The sequence below is a fragment of the bacterium genome (assembly GCA_028820935.1).
Taxonomy (GTDB): domain Bacteria; phylum Actinomycetota; class Acidimicrobiia; order Spongiisociales; family Spongiisociaceae; genus Spongiisocius.
This window is the reverse complement of the sequence record JAPPHZ010000029.1, coordinates 209,066-229,812: the sequence shown is the minus strand read 5'-3', so window position 1 is coordinate 229,812 and position 20,747 is coordinate 209,066. Positions and strand designations below refer to the sequence as shown.

Here is a 20,747-nt window from a genome sequence, read left to right as displayed (position 1 = left end):
GAGATGAGCCGGACGAGTCATCGTCCTTTCCGCATGTTGCGAATCCTTGCCCGGACCGACGCAGATTCCGATTCGCCGGCCCGGGCCAGCATGGCGTCTACCTCTTCCCGGTATCGGGGGAAGCGGAGCGCCAGCTCGTTGAATCCGTTGTAGGCCCATGCCCTGACGAACTTGCGCTCGCTCTCGAGACACGCATCCAGGAACTGCTCTAGACCGACAATGTCGTCCTCGGGAATGTCCACATAGGGCAGGCACTGGAGGATGTGCAGTTTGGCTTCCCAGTGCTCCTGCACGGAGAGTCCGCGGAAGACCGCACGGCACGCCGCAACGGACAGTGAGTTCCCGTCCTCAAGATGTCTCTTCAGCAGCCAGGTTGCCGCCCGTTGCAGTGCGACATCTGAAATATGCTCCAGGACCGTGGCAAGAAAACCGTCTTCATCGCTATGGCACTGATATGTCAACTGCAAGATGGCGGAGGACTTCCCGTCCCAGGAAGCGATCTCCTCCGATAGCGCCGATAGCGTCGTAGCCACCTCGGGCTCCTGTGATGTCAGGCGGGCAGGTCGGGACTGACCACCTCGGCCGTCACGTGGAAGTCGTAGATCTGGCGGGGCTTCGGATAGGTCCGCTTGCTCTGGGACAGGCCGAGCTGCACCAGCATCTCCGTCACCTTGAGCAGGGTTTGGTCGGTGCTCAGCACCGGAACCCCGTAGGGAGACAGGTGCTTCACCAGGTAGTCGTGGAGGCGGGGGCCGCCGTACCCGATGATCACGTCGGCGCCGTCCTCGAAGACCGCCTTCTTGGCCTCTTCCAGGGCCGCGGTGAACACCGGCTCCAGCTCCTCGTCGGTGGCGATCAACTCGTTGAAACCGGTGGGCGGCACGTTGACATTGCGGATCGAGGCCAGCTTGTGCTCGAGGCCGTAGTGCTGGGCGGCGGTGATCAGCGTGTCCTTCGTGTGGTCGATGTCGATCCCGTCATCGCCCTCCTCCTTGCCGGCTATCACGTAGGAGAACTTGCGACCCAGCATCGAGGCGACGTGCTGGACCGCGCATGCCGATCCCATCACCAGCGTGTCGCACAACTCCCGGGCCGCCTTGACACCCGGCTCGCCGTTGCAGCGGATGATCATGGCGTCCGCGTCCCCCTCGCTCTCGACCTTCCACGCCTCCCGGGCATGGAGCACCGCCACCATCTCGTTCTCGTAGTTCTGCTCCACGAAGTGAACGAAGGCGTCGGGAGCGTCCCGGACCTCCAGCTCGGTGTCGTCGTTCTTCAACTCCAGCAGGTCGGGCAGCGGCTTGCTCGGGTACTTCAAACCCGGGATACGGAAGCCGTTGATCCGCACGATCTTCATCTTCTTGCCCATCCAGCCCTCACCCGGTCTGCCCTCGGCGTGTCACTGTAGCCCGGACCCGGAACTCCAGGCAGATGCGATCAGCGCCTCACTCCTGTCGCCGCTTGCTACGCCACTTCTTGATCAGTGTCCAGGCACCCAGCAGTATCACCCCGAGCAGAACAAGGATCCACAGCGCCAACAGGATCCCCAGTATCCACCCGATCATGGGCGGAGCCCGTCCCCCACCAACCCGGCCGGACCCCGAGACGGGACGGACAGCCAGGCCGTACTCCGGTAGCCGCAAACATAGAACACAAACCCGACCCTACCCGGCCGTACGTGGGCCCTGCGGCATGAGGGTCGCCGCATCATGCCCGGCCCGATTGGTGTATCATAGGTGTATGGCTCGTACCAACATCGACATCGACGACGCGGCATGCGCATCAGTAATGCGGCGTTACCGGCTGGATACCAAGCGTGAGGCCGTGAACCTGGCGCTGCGGACCCTGGCCGCCGAGCCTCTCACGTTGGCAGAGGCCCGTGCGATGCGTGGTTCAGGCTGGGACGGCGATCTCGACGAGATGCGGGCCTCCCGCCGTCTGTGATCGTCATCGACACGTCCGCCTGGGTGGATTTCTTGCGCGGGACAGGAAGCCCCGTGTGCAATCGCGTGGAGGAACTTCTGGATGGTGAGATAGCCGTCTGCGACGCGATACGCATGGAGGTGCTGGCCGGCGCCCGTGACGAGCAGCACCTGCAGTCCCTTCGGCGCCTGCTGGCAAGAGCCGTAACCCTGCCGACCAGGCCGTCCGACTACGAGGACGCTGCACTCCTGTACCGCTCGTGCCGGCGCGGCGGCGAGACGGTTCGCAAGCTGATCGACTGCCTGATCGCCGCGGTTGCGCTCCGGAACGATACGCCGATCCTCCACGCCGACCGCGACTTCGACACCATCGCCCGGCACAGCGCTCTCGAGGTGGTGAACACTTGAGAAGCGATATCTCTAACTGACGACCTCTTGTAGGACACGGCAGAGGTCGCGGATGGCGCGGACCGGATCGGTTCCTTCCGGCCGGAGAGACCGTCACTAGGGTCCCGGGCATGGCGGGAGCCGGATTTGTGGCGTTGCTGAGGGGGATCAATGTGGGCGGCAGGAACATCGTCCGCATGGCCGATTTGCGCGCCGCCTTCGAAGACGCCGGGTACGCGGCGGTCGGAACCTACATCCAATCCGGCAACGTGCTGTTCGAGTCCGCCACACCCCCGACGTCGTTGGAGTCCGACATCGAGAGGGTGCTCGCTGACAGATTCGGGCTGTCGGTGGTCGTAGTGGTGCGTTCGCATCGGCAGTACCGCGACGTGGTCGACAGGGCGCCGTCCGGGTTCGGCGCCGCGCCGGACATCTATCACTCGGATGTGATCTTCCTGAAGGCGCCGCTGTCGAGCGACGAAGCCATGCGGGTCGTAGATCCGCGTGACGGCGTTGACCAGGTCTGGCCAGGTGAAGGGGTGCTCTACTTCTCACGCCTCAGCAAGCGGTTGTCGCAGAGCCGGATGAGCCGGATCGCCCGCAGCCCGCTCTATCAGAGCATGACCATCCGAAACTGGAGGACGACCACCAAGCTGCTGAGCCTCCTCGATCAGCGTGTTGTGGAGGACTAAAGCTGCTCGCTTGACCTCGGTAGGAGGCCCTTGCGTCCCAGAGGCGCCGGAGTCTGCTTCGCCCCGGTTTTTCGGAGCCCCGATTAGCTAACACTGCTACGCTGTAGCCCTTTGAACTATTATGCTGTTGTCCAGAATACTGCTACACTATTCCTCCGAACACTGCTACGCTGCGGTACGTGAGATACATCCCCCGCCTTGTGGACGCAAAGCTGGCGCGAGCTCGTAGCACCCATCCCGTCGTGCTGGTGACCGGCGCCAGGGGCGTGGGCAAGACCACCACGGCCATCCAGTCGGCGAGGTCTAGCGCGTTTCTCGACGACTCGGCCACCCGCACCGTGTTCTGGGACAACCCCGAGGCCGCCCTCTCCCAGTATCGGGAGCCGCTGCTGGTGGACGAGTGGCAACTGGCCCCCGAGGTCGTGCTGGCGATCAAACGAACCGTCGACCGGGACCGAAGGCCCGGACGATTCGTCCTCACCGGCTCGCCCGACCCGCAGAGCCGGTCCGAGTTCCAGGCGCTGACCGGACGGGCGGCGGTCGTGCGGCTCAACCCGATGAACATGAGGGAGCTGAGCGAGCGGGTTGCGGATCCGCGCCATGCCCCGACAGTCGCCGGGTTGCTGGCGGGAACTCCACCCCAAGCCCCGCCGGCGCACACACCCGACATATTCGGATACCTGGACATGGCCGCGGTCGGCGGCTTCCCCGAGTGCGCTCCAGAAGGCTCCGCGGAGCACTCGCAGCAATGGAGCCATGACTACCTGAGCGTTCTGCTGCGACGAGACCTGCCCCTGTTCGGAACACGCCGCTCAGCCTCCCTCTTCCGCCGATACCTCACCGCCGCCGCCCTCCACACCGCACGCTCACCCGAAGACGGAAGCCTGCGAAACGCCGCCCGCGTCAACCCCGGAACCCACCGCGACTACCGGCACATCCTCCTCGACATGGACATGACCGTCGAAGTGCCCGCATTCATCAGCGAGGACATCCCCAATCTCGCCAAGTCCCCCAAGATGCTGTTCAGCGACACCGGGTTGCTGATCGCGGCGATGAACGTGCCCCTGGCCCGCCTGAAACTGAACGGCGACCTCTACGGCCGGGTCCTCGAGACGTTCGCCCTCAACCAGATCCGCGCCGAACTAGAAGCAATGGGCAGGCGAGATGCGCTGAGCCACCTCCGCACCCACCAAGGCGCCCGCGAGATCGACGCCGTGATCGAGACCGAGGACGGCGGCATCGTGGCCATCGAAGTCAAGTCGGCCAACCGGCACCGGCCCGGTGACACCCGCCACATCGAGTGGCTATCCCAAAAGGTCGGTGACCGGTTCAGGCTGGGACTGGTCCTCACTACCGGCACCCACATCAGCAACATCCGAAGCCAAGGGACCGACCGAATCTGGGCCGCTCCTATCAGCATCCTCTGGCACTAGCCTGATCTCTCACTTTCCCAGCGCACCCCCGAGGCTGTAACGGGTGATCTCTGGTGAGAGTTGAAATCCACTCCGGCTCTCAAATATACGGCGGGGACGACCTTGCTGACTGGGTGAGGGAACGAGAGGACCTTATCTTCCATATCAAGTCGGACCCTTCCCCGGTAGCGGCTCACGTGAATTCAATCGCTACCTGGGCACGGTCGCTGAACTACCGGAACCACGCCATCGCCGACATCTTGAGTCGAGCCGATCCGTTCCTTATCGGCGCCGCCGCCTACTCGGGATGTGTGGTTGTGACACAAGGGGTCCCTTCTAACTCTAGAAGGAAGTTAAAGATTCCAAACGTTTGTAGCTTCTTGAATGTCCAATGCGAGAACACGTTCGAAATGATGCGCCAGCTAGGCGCTCGATTCACATGATCGTCGAGGCACTAGCCGGGGGGAGACATCCGTCGAGCAAATTGAACAGCGTGCGAGTCCGCCTCCAACTGCGGGTAATTAGGGTACCCTAAGCTTGTAGCATCGGGTAGCTTGACAATCATCCTATAGCCCGCCTACTCTCTCCCGAGTTGGCGAGCCGGCTGCTCGCTGGAACCCGGAGACGGAAGGGACAGACGTGAGGCGATGTGCGGTCGCGGTGTTGGCGGTAGTCCTTGGATTGGTGGGGGCCTCCTGCGGTGGAGGGGACGAGACGATAACGGTGTACTCGGGTCGTACCGAGAATCTGATCGGGCCGATCCTCGAGGACTTCACCGAAGCCACCGGAATTGAGGTCGAGGTCCGCTACGGCAAGTCGGCCGACCTGGCCCTGCTCATCGACGAGGAAGGGGACCGGACCCCGGCAGACGTGTTCATCTCCCAGAGCCCGGGCGCCGTGGGTTTCCTGGCCGGCGAGGGCCACCTCCGGCCCATCGATCCGGACGTTCTCCAGGCGGTCCCCCAAGAGTTCCGGAATGCCGGAGGCCTCTGGGTGGGGATGTCGGGACGGGTCCGCGTCATCGTCTACAACCGCGATCTCGTGGATGCTGCCGAACTGCCCGCGTCGGTCTTCGAGTTGACCGACGAGCGATTCCGGGGAAGAGTTGCGGTGGCGCCCGCCAACAGTTCGTTCCAAGACTTCGTGACCGCGATGCGGGAGGTCCACGGCGACGAGGCGACGCTGGAGTGGCTCAGGGGATTGGAGGCCAACGACGCCCGTGCCTACGCCGGTAATACGGCCATTGTCCAGGCCGTGGGCCGTGGCGATGTCCCCATAGGCCTCGTGAACCACTACTACAACTTCCGGGCCAAGGCCGAGGATCCTGGTGTCGCCTCGGAGAACTACTACTTCCCCGACCGCGACATCGGCTCCCTGCTGATCGTCACGGCGATCGGGGTGCTCTCCAACAGCGACGTACCCGAGTTGGCCGATCAACTCGTCGAGTTCATGCTCGGAGAAGAGGCGCAGAGCTTTTATAGCGAGCAGACCTTCGAGTACCCGTTGGCGGCCGGTGTGGCACCATCCTCCGTACTGCCCCCCCTCTCGAGCATAGGTGTTGCCACCTACGATTTCGATCGGCTCGGAGGCGGGCTGGAGCGGACCAAGGAACTGATCGATGAAAGCGGGCTCGAGACCTCCTGACACGTCGGCTCCGGCCATAGCCCGTCGCCAGAACCGCCACCCCGGTCTCCGGGTGGCGGTGGCGCTATCGGGCCTTCTCTTCCTCTTCCCGATCGGTTACCTGGCGTGGGGAACCCTGAGCCTCGGCGGGGACTTCTGGGCGACTGTCGCCACCGAGCGCACCCTGCGACCTCTGCGTAACTCGCTATTGATCGCCTCCGCTACGGCCGTGTCGTGCATGTTCCTCGGAACGACCCTTGCCTGGCTCGTGGCCAGGACCGACCTGGTGGCACGCCGGTTCTGGCGTGTGGTGCTGCCGCTTCCGCTGGTGATCCCCTCATTCGTGGGCGCCACCGCCCTGCTATCGGCCTTCGGTCGGGGAGGATTGGTGCCCTTCCTCCCCAGAATCGAAGGGTTCTGGGGGGCATTCATCGTCCTGACGGCGCTCAGCTATCCCTACGTCTACCTCCCCGTCCTGGCACGGCTCTCCACCACGGTCCCGACGCTGGAAGAGGCCGCTCGGCTCTTGGGCAGCCATCCGGGACGCACGCTGATCCGCGTGGTCATACCGAACATACGCGACACGGTGGCCGCCGGAACCATGCTGGTCTTCCTCTACGGACTGAGCGACTTCGGTGCGGTGGCGCTGATGCGCTACGACACCATCACCCGGGCCATCTTCTCCTCTCGCCTGTTCGACCGGGCCACCTCTCTGACGCTCGGGCTGGTGCTGGCCGTCCTGGCACTGATCGTGGCGCTGATCGAGCGCGCAGCCGCTCCAGGCCGCCAACCCGGGAAGGGAATCGGGAGGGCGCAGGTGCGGTACCGGCTACGCAGGTCGGCGGCCCCGGCCGCAGTGCTCGCAGGCGGAGTGGCCGGGCTGGCGCTGGTAGCTCCCATCGCGGTGTTCCTGCTCTGGGTGATCCGCGGCTCGACCACGGTCGGGGTCGGCTACTCGGGCATCGGGGACGGGCTCGGATTTCTCATCCGGCCCATCCTCAACTCGGCCGTTGCATCGGTCACCGCCGGAGTGTGCGCGGTGGCCGTCACACTGCCCGTGGCATACGCGGCCGCGAGACGGCGGAACTGGTTGTCGGGTTCAGCCGCCGCGTCGGTGACCTCCGTGTTCGCCCTACCCGGGCTGGTGGTCGCTCTGGCGATCGTCTTCTGGGCCATCCGGGCGCCCGGCCCGCTGGCGGCCGTGTACCAGACCTTCCCCTTGCTGGTACTGGCCTACGTGCTCCACTTCGGCGCCCAGTCGATGAGGGCTTCCCAGGCGGCGATCAACGACGTGCCCCCGCGCTACGAGGACGCCGCCCGCACTCTCGGAGTCTCCGCCCGCCGCCGTTTCCTCACCATCGACCTGCCGCTGGTAACACCGGGTCTCGTGACCGGAGGAGGCCTGGTCCTGCTGTCCACCCTCAAGGAACTGCCGGCCACGCTGCTACTCGCCCCGATCGGGTTCGAGACGCTGGCCACGAGGATATGGAACGCAGCAGAGGACGGGTTCTTCGCCGAGGTGGGCATCACTTCGTTGGTCCTGATCCTGCTGTCGGGCCTCCTGACATGGATGTTCGTGCTGCGTAGCGAGTTGAAGGTGTGACGACCCGTCTTCAGGACAAGGCCGGCTTGGTAGGCCTCGGCGTTTTCTCGTGACTCTCGGCACAGACTCGGCTGTCACCTTGACACCAGCACGGTCGGGTGCAAACATTCCCCAACAACGCGCTTATCAAGAGCGGTGGAGGGACAGGCCCTACGAAACCGCGGCAACCGATTCGTTCGGTGCCAATGCCTGATCGATGAGGCAGCCTGCGGCGGACTCCGCTGTCGGCGCTCACTACGGAGCGCGTAACGACAAAGGAGAACCGCTGCCCATGTACCTTCACGGAACCCCCTTCGGCCCGATGCCGGCCCGCGCCTTCCCCGCTTGGGTCAACCGCGCGTGTTCGTGCTCTCGGGTGAATAGCCCGGGACAGCTCGTCCTGTCCTGCTGATCGCCAGCACCCGAGAGCAAACCCGGCGTCAGGAATCCGCCCATCCGGTGTCGCAAACGCGCACCCGGACGGGTACGACAACGAAAGGGCCATCGATGACTACCAAAACCGAACAGCAACTCAATGACGTAGACCTGCAGGCGGTCGGCGCCCTGGTCGCCGCCGTGGCGGACGACCCGGAGCAGGGCCAGACCGAATGGCAGGCCACGGTGAACTGGACGGGCGCTTTCCGCTCCGAGGTCTCGATCCGGGACTTCGACCCGATCCCGTCCGACGAGCCGGCCGGGCTCGGCGGAACCGACACCGCCCCCAATCCGGCGGAGCAGGTGCTCGGAGCGCTGGGCAACTGCTTGGCGGTCGGATACGCCGCCAACGCCTCGGCGGCCGGAGTCGAGATCAACGACCTCAAGATCGAGGTCAGCGGCGATCTGGACCTGCATACCTTCCTGGGTCTGAAGCCCGGCCACGCCGGCTACGGCGGCCTGTCGGTGAAGGTCCACCTGGACTCAGACGCCACGGACGAGCAGCTTGCCGCCCTCCACGACAAGGTCGTCAACAGCTCCCCGGTCGGGCACACGCTCAGCAACCCGGTACCGCTGAACGTAGAACTGGCCTGATCGACTAATCGTCGCGGCGGACCCGCTCCGGCTTCCCGGACTTCCTCGGCAGGCTGGGGGACTGCCGGATCCCGAGCGGGTCCCCGCGCCGATCGATCCCGGAGCATCCTCATCGTCGACCGCCTCGATGTCGAATCCCCCGTATGCGCGGTGGAGCGCGATCGTGCCCTACCACCTGGCGCCGGCACCTCTGACCTGGGTCTTGCGAGAAGCCTGGAAGGGCGTGTTCGCGGGGTTGTCAACGTACGGATCGGCTGGCGGCCTCGGGAGTAGCCGGTAGCCGGAGATCGGTGATCTATCAGCAATCCTGCGAACACATCGCGCCACCACGAATGGTGTCGGGTGAACCCGGATACCCGTGCGGGGATCCGTGGGAAGAAGGTCGGCAACCGGCCGCAGGGCGAACCCGGATGCAGCTAACTTAGGTGATCGAGGCAGGGGCCGAGCCTTGGCGCGCTCGGCTCGGACGGCAGGTCCGGGGCACAGTGGAGGATTCATCCCACCAGGACGTACGGAGGTCAGCAGAATGCCAACGATGAAGGCCGCGCAGGTTCACGAAGACCTGAACCTGAACGTGAACGATGTGGAGAGACGATCTCCGGGACCCGGCGAGGCCCTGGTCCGGCTCCATGCGGCGGGGGTGTGCGCCACCGACCTGCATGTTCTCGAAGGGATGATCCAGCCCGACGAGTACCCGATGACTGTGGGACATGAGGCGGCCGGAGTGGTGGTCGAGGTCGGCGACGGATCGACCGTGTCGGTCGGCGACCGGGTAGCTGTCTACAACAAGATCTTCTGCGGCGCGTGCGAGCAGTGCCTGGTCGGTCGCCAGAACATCTGCGACAACGAGCCCGGGCAGTTCGGCTTCAACCTGGACGGTGGGTATGCGGAGTACATCACCGCTCCGGCCCGCAACCTGGTGGCGCTTCCCGACAACGTGGACTTCGGAACCGCCTCCGTCCTGGCATGCGCCGGTATGACCGCGGTCCATGCGGCCCGCCTCTCGAACATGAGCGTCGGCGAGACGGCCGTGGTGAACGGTATCGGCGGCGTCGGCTCGATGGTCCTCCAGGTCGCCGTCCTGGCCGGCGCCCGGGTCCTCGCCGTCGCCGACACCGAGGACAAGCTGGAGATGGCCAAGTCGTTGGGCGCCTCCGGAGGGGTCGTGGTGCCCGACGCCGCGGGCTACGACGACCTGCCCGACCGGATCCGTGAGTTGACGGGAGGTCGTGGTACGGACCTCTTCTTCGAGCTGGTCGGAACGACCAAGACCATGCTGGCCGGCCTCCGCTCCCTGGCCAAGCACGGCCGGTTCGTTTCCACCGGGTACACGGGCGAGTCGCTGGAGGTCCATCCGATCGAGTTCATCCTGCCCGAGACCGTATGGGTCTCAACCGTCGCCGCCACGGTCCGCGACCTGGCCGACGCCATCCGCCTGGCCGCGGACGGGCACATCTCGGTACCGGTGGCCGCCACCTACCCGCTCGGCGAAGCGAGCGAAGCACTGGAGAACCTGAGGCAACGGCGGGTGCTCGGCCGCCAGATCCTCGCCCTGGCCTAGGAGGGTACTGAAAATGTCCAGTTGGCCCGATATCCGGAGACGAAACCCCAGATCAAGACGTCACGGACCAACCCATCCTCGTCTCTTTCAGCACCCGCCTAAGAGGGGAGCAACCGGAACATGACCGTCATAGAACGCCCCAGCCTCGACTTCCTGACCCGACCCAAGCGCCTCTTCATCGGTGGCGAATGGGTGGACGGAGTCGATACTTTCGAGACGACCGACCCCGCCACCGGCGAGGTACTGGCCGAGATACCGGTCGCCGGCCCGGACCAGGTCGACCAGGCCGTGGAGGCGGCGACGCAAGCCTTCGAGAACGGTTGGCGCGACATGGCGCCCACGGAGCGCCAACGGCTCATCTGGGGTCTGGGCGACCTGCTGGACGAGCACAAGGACGAGTTCGCCGTGCTCGAGGTCCTCGACAACGGAAAGCCCCTGTGGGAGGCGGAGTTGGTCGACATCGCTCTGTCGATCGAGATACTCCGCTACTACGCGGGTTGGGCCACCAAGATCCACGGTGACCTGCTCCCGAACAGCATTCCCGGGTTGGTCAGCATTCGCAAGCGGGAGCCGATCGGCGTCGTGGCGGCCATAGCACCCTGGAACTTCCCGCTGCTCGAGATCATCTACAAGCTCGGGCCGGCGCTGGCAGCCGGATGCACCGTCGTGGGGAAGCCCGCCACCTGGACACCGCTCACCACACTGCGTTTCGCGGAGCTGGTGAACGAGGCCGGAATCCCGCCGGGAGTGATCAACATCGTGACCGGTCCCGGTCCCGAGGTCGGAGGAGCACTGGTGTCCCATCCGGGGATCGACAAGGTGGCCTTCACCGGTCAGACCAGCACCGGCCAGGAGATCCTCAAGCAGGCCATCCCCACCCTCAAACGTGTTTCGCTGGAACTCGGCGGGAAGAGCCCGAACGTGGTCTTCGCTGACGCCCACCGGGAAGCCGCCATGGCGGGCGCCTTCGGAGGGGCCTTCTTCAACCAGGGGCAGGCCTGCGTGGCCGGGTCCCGGCTGTTCGTGGAGGACTCGATCGCCGACGAATTCGCCGAGGAGTTGACCGAGAAGGCCAAGGGCGTGCGCCTCGGCCAGGGCCTGAACCCCGACTCCCAGATGGGTCCCCTGGTGTCGGCGTCCCACCGGGAGACGGTGAGGGGCTTCGTCACCGTCGCCGGCGACGAGGGCGCCGACATCGTGGCGGGCGGGCGCGACGCCACCGTTGAGGGTCTCGAGAGCGGGTACTTCCTGGAACCCACGGTGATCGACCGGGTCACCAACGACATGACCGTGGCCCAGGAGGAGATCTTCGGACCCGTGGTGTCGATCCTGCGTTTCTCCGATTGGGACGAGCTCATCTCGCTGGCGAACGACGTCAGCTACGGCCTCGCCTCCGGGGTGTGGACATCCGACGTCAACAAGGCGCTCAAGTTCGCCGACGCGGTGCGCGCCGGCACGGTGTGGATCAACACCTACGGCATGTTCGACGTGGCGGTTCCGTTCGGAGGCCAGAAGATGTCGGGCTTCGGGGGACGTGAGCTGGGCGAGGAGGCGCTGGACGCGTACCTCCAGGCCAAGTCGATCTGGATAGACACGGAGGCGGTGATCCCGACCCAGGGACAGGGCATCTCGCGCTGACCCCGAGGCCGCGCGGCCGGCTGGCTCGACGGGCTGAGCACGCGGGGACGCCCGACAGGGTGATCATCTATCGTTCCTGACGACCGCGGACAAGGAGGCTCGGGGTGGAAAAGCTCGTACAACCTGGCTGGCTCGAAGAGAACCTGTCGGCCCCCGATCTACGCATCCTCGACTGCTCGGTGGTCTTCGAGAGACCTGGGGGCGTGCTCAACATCGAAAGCGGCAGACCCAGATGGGACAGGGAGCACATACCCGGCAGTGTCCATGTCGACCTCATGACCGAACTCGCCGACCAGACCGCGGAAACCCTGTTCATGATGCCGTCCACCGATCAGTTCGTGTCCGTCATGGAGTCGGTCGGCGTCGGCGAGGGAACGAGGGTCGTCCTGTACGACTTCGACATCAACATGTGGGCCGCCAGGGTATGGTGGATGCTCCACTCCATGGGCTTCGACGAGGCCGGGATCCTCGATGGCGGGCTGAGGCGCTGGAAGTCGGAGGGCCGGCGTGTAACCAGTGATCCTGCACCGCGGCACCCGAGGGCCGCATTCACCGTCCGGCCCCGACCGGGCACCTTCGTCGGCAAGGAGGAGGTGCTCGCGGCGATCGAGGACGACGGCACCACCCTGGTGGACGCGCTGCCGGCGGCCCACTACAACGGGACGATGCAGTTCTACCGGCGTCGCGGCCACATCCCGACCGCCGTCAACGTACCGGCCGGTTCCCTCGTCGATCCCGACACCCACGCCTATGCCGGCATCGACGAACTGCGAAGCCGGGCCGCCCCCGCACTCGAGACCGAGCCCAGCCGCAAGATCGCCTACTGCGGAGGCGGCATCTCCGCCGCCAGCACGGCCTTCGCTCTCTCCCTCCTCGGTGCCGAGCAGGTCTCGATCTACGACGCCTCGATGGGCGAGTGGACGAATGACCCTTCCTTGCCCCTCGAGGACCCGTCGTCCGGATGATCCGAAGCGGTCTGCCGGCGGGAGAGGAGCCGGGTGGGCGCTGACGGCATAGCCCTGACGGCGATCGATTCGGTGGACCTCGATCTGGCCGTCGAGCTCTGCCGGGAGGTGTCGCGCATCCCGAGCGTCCTGGGCGCGGAGGGACCCCTGGCGGAGTTCATCGCCGGCACGCTCCGGGACCTCGGGTTCGAGAAGGTGAAACTCCAGCCCGTCCTGGCCGACCGGTCCAACGCCATCGGGGAGCTCTCGTTCGGTCCGGGCCGGCGGGTGGTGCTCACCGGCCACCTGGACACCAAGCCGGTCTCGCATGGCTGGACGGTCGCCGAACCGTACTCGGGCGATCTCGTGAATGACCGCGTGTACGGCCACGGGATCATGGACATGAAGGGGGCCCTCGCCTGCCAGATCGCGGCGCTGGCAGGACTGAAGGATGCCGACCTCCCGCTCTCCGGTACAGCGGCCTTCGCGGCGGTGTCGGACCACATGGGAGACCAGCGGGGGTCGATCGCCTACTTCGAGGCCTATCCGGCCGACCTGTGCGTTCTGGGAGAGTTGAGCGAGAGCACCATCTGCCTGGGTCACCGGGGCCGGTACTACTTCGACATCCACGTCTACGGGCGGTCCGCCCATACCTGCCACAAGCACGACGCCGTGAACGCAAATTATCTGGCTGCGCTGGCGGTCATCGAGTTGGACGCCTCCCGGCTGGAGCCGCACTTGGAGCCCTGGGTAGCGGAGATGTTCGGGAGCGAGACGTTCATGTCACCCGGGCGGATCTACGGCGGGCTACCGCCGGGCGGCCCGTCCATGATCCCCGACGAGTGCGTGATCAGGGTCGACTGCCGGCCCCAGCCGGGCGTCAGCAAGGCGACGGTCCGGGCCGAGATCGAACGGGCCCTGGCCGCCGCCGCGGAGAAGGATCCCCGTTTCAGAGCCGAGGTGGTGCTCGCCGACGAGAAGCCTGGCCATCTTGTGGATCGGGATTCGGAGGTGGTGACCCTGATTCGGGAGGCTGTCCGGGCCGCCCGGCCGGGACAGGAGCCGTCGATGCGGGTCGAGGGTTGGCTGGGCGACACGTCCAGCTTCGGGCCGCTGGTCGAGACGGTGATCTTCGGTCCGGGCGGGGAACCCGTCTACGCGGCCGACGAGAACCTCTCCGTCGAGGACATACACGACGCCGCCAAGGTTTACGCCGCGTTCGCAGCATTGGCTCTCTCGGCATGAAGTACCCGGGTTTCGACACCGTGCTCGACTCGTGCCTGCGAGTACGGCCCGGCGAGGAAGTGCTGCTGCTGACCGACGAGGGAACAGACACGCAGGTCGTGGCCCGGTTCGTGGAGGGGGTGTCGTCCCGGAGGGCCGTCCCGGTCATAGCCGCCATGCCCATGCCCTTCATACCCGGCGCGGAGCCACCCACGGCCGTGGCGGGCGCCCTCCTGTCGGCCGGCGCCGCGATCGAGCTGACCAGCCTGTTCATCGGATCGAGTCGGGCACGCCAGCGCGCCTCGGCGGCCGGGGTCAGGTACCTGGCGATGCCCGGCGTCGAGCTGGACACCTTCCGCTCCGGTGGCCCCCTAACGGTCGACTTCGACTCCCAGCGCGCCGTCGCCGTCAAGGTGGGAACCGCTTGGGACCGCGGTTCCGGGTTCAGGCTCACCAGCCCTGCCGGGACCGATCTGCAAGGCTCGATCGAGAACCGGGCCGGGCGGGTGCTGGACGGGATAGCCAGGGCCGACGGCCAGTACATGGCGCCGCCCGACATCGAGGCCGGCACCGCGCCGGTCGAGGAGACCACCTCGGGAACCGCCGTGATCGACGGTGACCTGCTCTTCATGGGCAGGGGACCCCTCCCCGAGCCGGTCGTGATGCACTTCGAGAACGGACGGATGGTGGGCACCGACGGCACCCACAGGAACCGGCTCCTCGAGATGATCGCCCGCTGTGACGACGACCGGATGAGCAACCTGGCCGAGGTGTCCATGGGTCTCAACCCGCTGGGAACCATTTGCGGGGTCCCCATGGAGACCGAGTCGGCGCTGGGGACGGCCCACATTGCCCTCGGCAACTCCATCGCCTACGGGGGGACGGTCGACGCAACCGCCCATCTGGACTGCGTGATGGCCGCCGCCACACTCGAGATCGACGGCGAGGTGGTGATCAGCGATGGAGAGTTGCCGGGATGAGCCGGCCCCGGATCCTCCTGGCCAAGCCCGGTCTCGACGGCCACGACCGCGGCGTGAAGGTCATCGCGATGGCCCTCCGGGATGCCGGCGCCGAGGTGATCTTTCTCGGCCTCCGGCAATCACCGGAGCGGATTATCACCGCGGCGATCGAGGAGAGCGCCGACGTAATCGGCATCTCGGTGCTCTCCGGAGCCCACCTCGCTCTAGGCCGCCAGCTGGTGGAGGAACGAGGCAAGGCCGGCTTTGCTGATGTCCCGATCGTCATCGGCGGGACCATTCCCGAGGCCGACGCCGACGCCCTGAGGGAGATCGGGATCTCCCGGGTCTTCCCGGTCGGATCCCCCCTGGATGAGGTGGTGGACGGGATATTCCGCGAGGCCTCCGCCGCCGTCGCGCCATGACAGGCGAGCGCCGTACCGACTCGGGCATCCCGGTCGCTCCCGTCTACACGCAGGACGATCTGGAGGGATTCCGGCCCGGTGAACATCTGGGGCTCCCGGGCCACCCGCCCTTCACCAGGGGGCCGTACGAGACGATGTACCGGGGGCGCCTCTGGACGATGCGCCAGTTCGCCGGCTACGGCAGCGCCGAGGACGCCAACGATCGCTTCCGCTTCCTGCTGGAACAGGGCCAGACCGCGCTCTCGGTCGCCTTCGACCTCCCGACCCAACTCGGCTACGACTCCTCGCATCCCATGGCCCGCGCCGAGGTCGGCCGGGTGGGAGTGGCCATCGACACCGCCGACGACATGGCGGGGTTGTTCGAAGGTCTGCCCCTCGACAAGCTCTCGGTGAACTTCACCATCAACGCCACGGCGCCGATCATCCTGGCCTTCTACCTGGTGACGGCCGAGCGCCAGGGCGCATCCTATGCGGACCTGTCGGGAACGCTCCAGAACGACCTGCTCAAGGAGTTCCTGGCCCGCAAGGCATTCATCTTTCCACCGGCAGCGTCCATGCGCCTGGTGGCGGACATCGTCGAATGGTCGTCCGAACACCTGCCCCGCTTCAACCCGATCTCCGTGACCGGGTATCACGCCAGGGAGGCCGGTTGCAATGCCGTCCAGGAACTGGGCCTGACCATGTCATCCGCCATCGCCTACGCCGAGGAACTGCAGGCCCGAGGACTCCCGTTCGACTCCTTCGCGCCCCGGTTCTCGTTCCACTTCGCCACCACCATGAACCTGTTCGAGGAAGTCGCCAAGCTGAGGGCGGCCCGGCGACTCTGGCACGACACGGCCACCATCCGCTTCGGCGCCACGGACCCCCGCTCGGCACGGCTTCGCTTCTTCTCCGGGAACTCGGGTACCACTCTCACCGCCGCGCAGCCTCTCAACAACATCATCCGCTCGACCATCCAATGCCTGGGCGCGGTGCTGGGGGGCGCCCAGTCCATACACGTGATGGGCTATGACGAGGCCTACGAACTACCCACCGAGGAGGCCGTCACGCTCTCCCTGCGGACGCAGCAGATCGTGGCGCACGAGTCCGGTGTCGCCGATACGGTCGACGCCTTGGCGGGTTCCTATTACGTCGAGTCTCTCACCGACGAGGTGGAGCGCCGCGCCCGCGAGGTCATGACGGCCGTCGAGCAACTGGGAGGAGCGGTCAAGGCACTGGAGTCGGGAACACCCCAACGGTGGATAGCGGCGGAGGCCTACCGGACGGAGAGGGAGATCGCCGACGGATCCAGGGTACGGGTGGGCGTGAACCGTTACGTGGACGACTCGCAGACACAGCACGAGCCCCGCCTGTTCACGCTGGATCCCGAGATCGGGGATCTCCAGATCGCTCGGACGGAACGGAGAAAGGCCGCCCGGGACGAGCCGGCGGCCGCGGCGACGCTCGCGGCCCTGCGGAAGGCTCTGCGCAATGGAACCAACGTCATGCCCCCGATCTTGGACTGCGCGCGGGGCGGAGTGACGCTGGGTGAGATGAGCGACGTGATGCGGGACGAGTTCGGCGAGTTCCGGGAACCGAGCCCCTGGTGAGCGGAGGGGGCATGCTGGACGGTCTCCGGGTGGTGGACCTGACCAGATTCGTCTCGGGGGCGTACGCCTCCTTCATCCTGGCGACCCTGGGCGCGGAGGTTCTCAAGATCGAGGGCCCGTCCGGGGGCGACCCCTACCGGAACCAGGGAACGGCACGCGTGGGGGACGAGTCGGTGCTGTTCATGACCCTCAACAGCGCCAAGAAGAGCATCGCTCTCGACTTCCGGGCGGAGGATGCCCGGCCCGCCATGGATGCGCTGCTGGCCTCCGCGGATGTCCTGCTGGAGAACGGACGGCCGGGCAGCCTCGCCAAGTACGGGCTCGACTACCCATCTGTCCACGCCCGTTTCCCCTCCCTCGTCTACGGGTCGGTCTCCGGCTTCGGGGACGTGGGTCCCGACGCCGGGAAGGGTGGGTTCGATCTCATTCTCCAGGCGTCCGGCGGCCTGATGAGCGTCACCGGCCATCAATCCACCGGCCCCGCCAAGATCGGGGTCCCGGTCACCGACATCGGCGCCGGTCTCGCCTGCGTCGTCGGGGTGCTCGCCGCGCTGGCGGAACGGGAACGAACCGGCCGCGGGCGCCAGGTCTCCACGTCGCTGCTCGAGTTCTCGCTGGCCGCGCTGGCCACGGTTGCGACGGCGTACCTCGTGAACGGCGAGCTGCCGGGCCTGCTGGGCAGCCACTCCCCCACCTTCGCTCCCTACGGAGCATTCCGTGCCCGCGACGGACACTTCGTGGCAGCCGGCGCCGGATCGGAGGCGCTGTGGCGCCGCTTCTGCGAGACGCTCGGTGCCGCGCACCTGCTAGAAGACCCCCGCTTCGCCGACAACGCCTCCCGGGTGGCGGCTCGTGATGAACTGACCGCCGAGATCGAGTCGATCACCACCCGGAAGGACGTCGCGGAGTGGCTGGCCCTGTTCGCAGAAGCTCAGGTGCCCGCGGACCGCATCAACGACATCGGCGGAGTGCTGGACGGGTCCCAGGCGCGGGCGCTCGGCTCGGTCCAGACGCTGGTGCACGACTTGGCGGGCGCCTACCCTGCGATCGGCCTGCCGCTCCGGATCGACCGCGAACCCCTGCCGATCCCCGGGCCTGCGCCCCTCCTCGGCCAGCACACGCGGGATTCGCTCCTCCAGGCCGGAATGGAGCCGGCCGACGTCGATGCCCTCATCGCAGGCGGGATAGCGGCCGAGCCGGGATGACCGATGCAGCTGCGGTCGTGCTAGCGCGTACCGTCGAGTTGGCGGCGGTCCCGGCGCCTCCCCTCGACGAGGCCGACCGGGCGGAGGTCGTGGCCGGATGGTGGCGCGCGGACGGGCTGCGACCGCGGGTTGACGGGGTGGGGAACGTTGTCGCCCGGCTCCGGATGGGCGAAGGTCCGGCAACGTTCGTAGCCGCCCACCTCGACACGGTCTTCGGCCGGGACATCCCCCATGGAACCGAGCAGCGGGGCGGCCGGCTCTATGGCGTCGGGGTCGGTGATAACACCGTGGCCGTCGCAGCCCTGTCCCTGCTCGACCGCCTCCTTCCGAAGGACCTGTCGCGGCCGGTGTGGATAGCGGCCACCACCGCCGAGGAGGGCCTGGGCAACCTCGCCGGAGCGCTCCACCTAGTGGAGCATCCTCCCGCCGGGATGGGCGCTCTCATCGCCCTGGAGGGCAACTACCTCGGACGGGTGGTGACCGTCGGTGTCGGATCGGTCCGCCACCTGGTCGAGCTCGAGGGTCCGGGAGGGCACTCCTGGGAGGCCGCCGACGCTCCCAGCGCCATCCACGACCTGGCGAGGATCATCGTGGGTCTGGAACGCCTGCTACCGGGCGCCAGGAGCCGGGCGCGGTGTTCCCTCAACGTAGGACACATCGAGGGCGGCGAGTCGATCAACGCCCGCGCCCGCCGCGCCGCCCTTCGGGTCGACATCCGGTCCGCCGACCCGACGGTCCTCGTCGATCTCGATTCCGCGGCGCGCCGCGTGGTGGACTCCGAAACACAACTGGCGACCACCTGCAAGGAACTGGGCAAGCGACCTGCGGGATCGATCGCGGAGACGCATCCTCTGGTGGCGGCCGCCGACGCCGCCCTGGCCGCCGTCGGGATCGATCCGGAACACGTCGCAGCCAGTACCGACGCCAACGCCGCCTACGCGGCGGGGATCCCGGCGGTCACTATCGGCATCACCTTCGGATCCGGCGAGCACACCCCCGGGGAATGGATTGAGACCGAACCGATCGGAACCGGGCTCGCAGCCCTGGCCGATACCATCGTCCGGTACGACAGGAAGGCAGGATGATCGTATGCAGACCGGTGTAGCCCTACAGGGTCGTTACCCTCCCCACGTATTCGAGGACATGGTCCGGGTGGTGGACCGGTGCGGGTACGACTACCTCTGGCTCACCGACTCCTCCCTCCACACCCGGAACCCCTACATGCACCTCACCCTGGCCGCCCGGTTGACCACCCGCATGGTGCTGGGAACCGCGGTGACCAACCCGCAGACCCGCCATCCCGGCATCGTCGCCGTCAACGCGGCCAGCCTCGAGGAGCTGGCGCCCGGAAGGACCGTTCTCGGTATCGGCGCCGGTGATCGTCCGCTCCGCTCGCTCGGCCTGCGGCCGGCCCGGCTCCTGGAGATGCGGCAGTCGATAGAGGTGATCAGGCGGCTACTTGCTGGCGAACATGTGACCTACGAAGGGGCAGGATTCACGATGGACGACGCCCATCTGCGGTTCGAAGCCTCCTACCGGATTCCCGTGTTCATCTCGGCGAGCGGGCCCAAGACCCTGGAGTTGGCCGGCGAGATAGCGGACGGGGTCATTTTCCTGGGCGGCCTGTTCCGGGACGGGGTCGCCTACGGGTTGGAGCACATCGACCGGGGCGCCGAGCGGGCAGGGCGGTCCCGCCCCCACGTGTCGGTGTTCGGCTACGGCGTGATCGACGACGATGATCCCGCCGGCGCCTTGCAGGCCGCCCGCTCCATCGCCGCCTGGTTTCCGCAGACCGCGCCGGTCTACTGCGAACTGGCCGGCCTGGACCCCGCCATTTCGGCCGACGTCAAGGCTCGTTACGCGGGAGGCGAGTTCCAGGAGGCACTCGCCGCGGCCTCGATCATGCCCAGGGAGTTCGTGGAGAAGATGGCCTTCGCCGGCGACAGCGACCAAGCCCTGGCCCATCTCCGGACCCTGGCCGATCTGGGAGTGGATTCGGTGACCGTGTTCCCGCTCGGTTCCCGGCGCCGGGAAACGGTCGAGGCGTTCGCGAGGGTCTTCTCCCGTCTGTAATGGTCCAGGAACCGATCCCTCCCGCGTGGCCACCCCCGCTCAGGATCCACCACGTCGCCTTCGCGCATACCCCTACGTCCGCGCCGCACGACCGGTTCGCCGAGTTGCTGGGCGTCCCGGTCTGCCACGAGGAGGGCGGACCGGGATTCACCGAGAGGATGCTCCCTGTCGGGGACGGCTTCGTCCAGACCCTCGAGGCGACCGGACCCGGGGTGGTCGGCAAGTTCGTGGACAAGCGTGGCTCGGCCCTACACCACATCGCCTTCGAGGTGCAGGACATCGGGGAGTATCTCCGGCGGCTCCGCAGCCTGGGCGTTCAACTCATCGACGAGCAGCCCCGCCCCGGCGGGATGGGCACCATGATCGCATTCGTCCATCCCCGCGAGTTCGACGGCCTGCTCGTAGAACTCGTGGAGACGCGAGATAGCTAGTTCCAAGGGTTTGTTGTCAATGATCACCCAATACAACTAGCAACTAGCAACTAG

20 protein-coding genes and 1 riboswitch are annotated in these 20,747 nt (G+C 66.7%); of the genes, 18 read left to right on the top strand and 2 right to left on the bottom strand.

Annotated elements, in window-relative coordinates; all coding sequences use genetic code 11:
- Positions 1 to 17: 17 nt before the first annotated feature.
- Together OXM57_07155 and OXM57_07150 are read right to left on the bottom strand one after the other, a co-directional pair.
- On the bottom strand, positions 18 to 533 hold the full coding sequence (locus OXM57_07155) for a hypothetical protein (GenBank protein MDE0352454.1): 516 nt from the start codon (positions 531 to 533) through the stop codon (positions 18 to 20).
- Positions 534 to 550: 17 nt separating this feature from the next.
- Positions 551 to 1,369, bottom strand: a complete 819-nt coding sequence (locus OXM57_07150) for an aspartate/glutamate racemase family protein (protein MDE0352453.1) — start codon at positions 1,367 to 1,369, stop codon at positions 551 to 553.
- A 371-nt stretch (positions 1,370 to 1,740) separates the two neighbouring features.
- On the opposite strand from OXM57_07150, the gene OXM57_07145 reads away from it, so the two are divergent.
- From OXM57_07145 to OXM57_07060, 18 genes are all read left to right on the top strand, one after another.
- The gene (locus OXM57_07145; GenBank protein ID MDE0352452.1) at positions 1,741 to 1,944 is read left to right on the top strand and encodes a type II toxin-antitoxin system VapB family antitoxin; all 204 of its coding nucleotides are present in this window, start codon (positions 1,741 to 1,743) and stop codon (positions 1,942 to 1,944) included.
- Positions 1,941 to 2,330, top strand: coding sequence for a PIN domain nuclease (locus OXM57_07140; protein ID MDE0352451.1), 390 nt, complete (start codon positions 1,941 to 1,943; stop codon positions 2,328 to 2,330). The genes OXM57_07145 and OXM57_07140 overlap by 4 nt, the downstream gene beginning before the upstream one ends.
- Positions 2,331 to 2,440: 110 nt before the next feature.
- Entirely contained in the window at positions 2,441 to 3,001 is a 561-nt protein-coding gene (locus OXM57_07135) for a DUF1697 domain-containing protein (protein ID MDE0352450.1), read from the top strand.
- A gap of 179 nt (positions 3,002 to 3,180) precedes the next feature.
- Complete coding sequence (locus tag OXM57_07130) at positions 3,181 to 4,434, top strand: DUF4143 domain-containing protein (GenBank protein ID MDE0352449.1); 1,254 nt, start codon at positions 3,181 to 3,183, stop codon at positions 4,432 to 4,434.
- A gap of 642 nt (positions 4,435 to 5,076) precedes the next feature.
- Complete coding sequence (locus OXM57_07125; GenBank protein MDE0352448.1) at positions 5,077 to 6,057, top strand: iron ABC transporter substrate-binding protein; 981 nt, start codon at positions 5,077 to 5,079, stop codon at positions 6,055 to 6,057.
- Positions 6,032 to 7,639 (top strand): iron ABC transporter permease, encoded by a 1,608-nt coding sequence (locus tag OXM57_07120; protein ID MDE0352447.1) that lies wholly within the window; start codon positions 6,032 to 6,034, stop codon positions 7,637 to 7,639. Before OXM57_07125 ends, OXM57_07120 begins: the two co-directional genes overlap by 26 nt.
- 120 nt (positions 7,640 to 7,759) lie before the next feature.
- Positions 7,760 to 7,842: riboswitch (SAM riboswitch) on the top strand.
- A gap of 283 nt (positions 7,843 to 8,125) precedes the next feature.
- Positions 8,126 to 8,647 (top strand): OsmC family protein, encoded by a 522-nt coding sequence (locus OXM57_07115; GenBank protein ID MDE0352446.1) that lies wholly within the window; start codon positions 8,126 to 8,128, stop codon positions 8,645 to 8,647.
- 535 nt (positions 8,648 to 9,182) lie between these two features.
- The gene (locus tag OXM57_07110) at positions 9,183 to 10,208 is read left to right on the top strand and encodes an alcohol dehydrogenase catalytic domain-containing protein (GenBank protein ID MDE0352445.1); all 1,026 of its coding nucleotides are present in this window, start codon (positions 9,183 to 9,185) and stop codon (positions 10,206 to 10,208) included.
- 120 nt (positions 10,209 to 10,328) lie between these two features.
- Positions 10,329 to 11,846, top strand: coding sequence for an aldehyde dehydrogenase family protein (locus OXM57_07105; protein ID MDE0352444.1), 1,518 nt, complete (start codon positions 10,329 to 10,331; stop codon positions 11,844 to 11,846).
- 104 nt (positions 11,847 to 11,950) lie between these two features.
- A complete protein-coding gene (locus OXM57_07100; GenBank protein MDE0352443.1) occupies positions 11,951 to 12,811 on the top strand; it encodes a sulfurtransferase in 861 nt (286 codons plus the stop codon).
- Positions 12,812 to 12,844: 33 nt separating this feature from the next.
- A complete protein-coding gene (locus OXM57_07095) occupies positions 12,845 to 14,035 on the top strand; it encodes a M20/M25/M40 family metallo-hydrolase (GenBank protein MDE0352442.1) in 1,191 nt (396 codons plus the stop codon).
- On the top strand, positions 14,032 to 14,994 hold the full coding sequence (locus OXM57_07090; GenBank protein MDE0352441.1) for a hypothetical protein: 963 nt from the start codon (positions 14,032 to 14,034) through the stop codon (positions 14,992 to 14,994). The genes OXM57_07095 and OXM57_07090 overlap by 4 nt, the downstream gene beginning before the upstream one ends.
- On the top strand, positions 14,991 to 15,395 hold the full coding sequence (locus tag OXM57_07085; protein MDE0352440.1) for a cobalamin-dependent protein: 405 nt from the start codon (positions 14,991 to 14,993) through the stop codon (positions 15,393 to 15,395). The genes OXM57_07090 and OXM57_07085 overlap by 4 nt, the downstream gene beginning before the upstream one ends.
- A complete protein-coding gene (locus tag OXM57_07080) occupies positions 15,392 to 16,984 on the top strand; it encodes a methylmalonyl-CoA mutase family protein (protein ID MDE0352439.1) in 1,593 nt (530 codons plus the stop codon). Before OXM57_07085 ends, OXM57_07080 begins: the two co-directional genes overlap by 4 nt.
- On the top strand, positions 16,981 to 18,189 hold the full coding sequence (locus OXM57_07075) for a CoA transferase (protein MDE0352438.1): 1,209 nt from the start codon (positions 16,981 to 16,983) through the stop codon (positions 18,187 to 18,189). The genes OXM57_07080 and OXM57_07075 overlap by 4 nt, the downstream gene beginning before the upstream one ends.
- Positions 18,186 to 19,274 (top strand): M20/M25/M40 family metallo-hydrolase, encoded by a 1,089-nt coding sequence (locus OXM57_07070; protein ID MDE0352437.1) that lies wholly within the window; start codon positions 18,186 to 18,188, stop codon positions 19,272 to 19,274. The genes OXM57_07075 and OXM57_07070 overlap by 4 nt, the downstream gene beginning before the upstream one ends.
- A 4-nt stretch (positions 19,275 to 19,278) precedes the next feature.
- Positions 19,279 to 20,262, top strand: a complete 984-nt coding sequence (locus tag OXM57_07065) for an LLM class flavin-dependent oxidoreductase (protein ID MDE0352436.1) — start codon at positions 19,279 to 19,281, stop codon at positions 20,260 to 20,262.
- The gene (locus tag OXM57_07060) at positions 20,262 to 20,693 is read left to right on the top strand and encodes a VOC family protein (protein MDE0352435.1); all 432 of its coding nucleotides are present in this window, start codon (positions 20,262 to 20,264) and stop codon (positions 20,691 to 20,693) included. The genes OXM57_07065 and OXM57_07060 overlap by 1 nt, the downstream gene beginning before the upstream one ends.
- The last annotated feature ends 54 nt before the right edge of the window (positions 20,694 to 20,747 follow it).

Excerpts from the sequence above, each read along its gene's own strand:
- OXM57_07085 (MDE0352440.1), top strand. The coding sequence starts at position 14,991 with ATGAGCCGGCCCCGGATCCTCCTGGCCAAGCCCGGTCTCGACGGCCAC.
- OXM57_07060 (MDE0352435.1), top strand. The coding sequence starts at position 20,262 with ATGGTCCAGGAACCGATCCCTCCCGCGTGGCCACCCCCGCTCAGGATC.
- OXM57_07080 (MDE0352439.1), top strand. The coding sequence starts at position 15,392 with ATGACAGGCGAGCGCCGTACCGACTCGGGCATCCCGGTCGCTCCCGTC.
- OXM57_07090 (MDE0352441.1), top strand. The coding sequence starts at position 14,032 with ATGAAGTACCCGGGTTTCGACACCGTGCTCGACTCGTGCCTGCGAGTA.
- OXM57_07070 (MDE0352437.1), top strand. The coding sequence starts at position 18,186 with ATGACCGATGCAGCTGCGGTCGTGCTAGCGCGTACCGTCGAGTTGGCG.
- OXM57_07135 (MDE0352450.1), top strand. The coding sequence starts at position 2,441 with ATGGCGGGAGCCGGATTTGTGGCGTTGCTGAGGGGGATCAATGTGGGC.
- OXM57_07150 (MDE0352453.1), bottom strand. The coding sequence starts at position 1,369 with ATGGGCAAGAAGATGAAGATCGTGCGGATCAACGGCTTCCGTATCCCG.
- OXM57_07120 (MDE0352447.1), top strand. The coding sequence starts at position 6,032 with ATGAAAGCGGGCTCGAGACCTCCTGACACGTCGGCTCCGGCCATAGCC.
- OXM57_07065 (MDE0352436.1), top strand. The coding sequence starts at position 19,279 with ATGCAGACCGGTGTAGCCCTACAGGGTCGTTACCCTCCCCACGTATTC.
- OXM57_07115 (MDE0352446.1), top strand. The coding sequence starts at position 8,126 with ATGACTACCAAAACCGAACAGCAACTCAATGACGTAGACCTGCAGGCG.
- OXM57_07110 (MDE0352445.1), top strand. The coding sequence starts at position 9,183 with ATGAAGGCCGCGCAGGTTCACGAAGACCTGAACCTGAACGTGAACGAT.
- OXM57_07105 (MDE0352444.1), top strand. The coding sequence starts at position 10,329 with ATGACCGTCATAGAACGCCCCAGCCTCGACTTCCTGACCCGACCCAAG.
- OXM57_07145 (MDE0352452.1), top strand. The coding sequence starts at position 1,741 with ATGGCTCGTACCAACATCGACATCGACGACGCGGCATGCGCATCAGTA.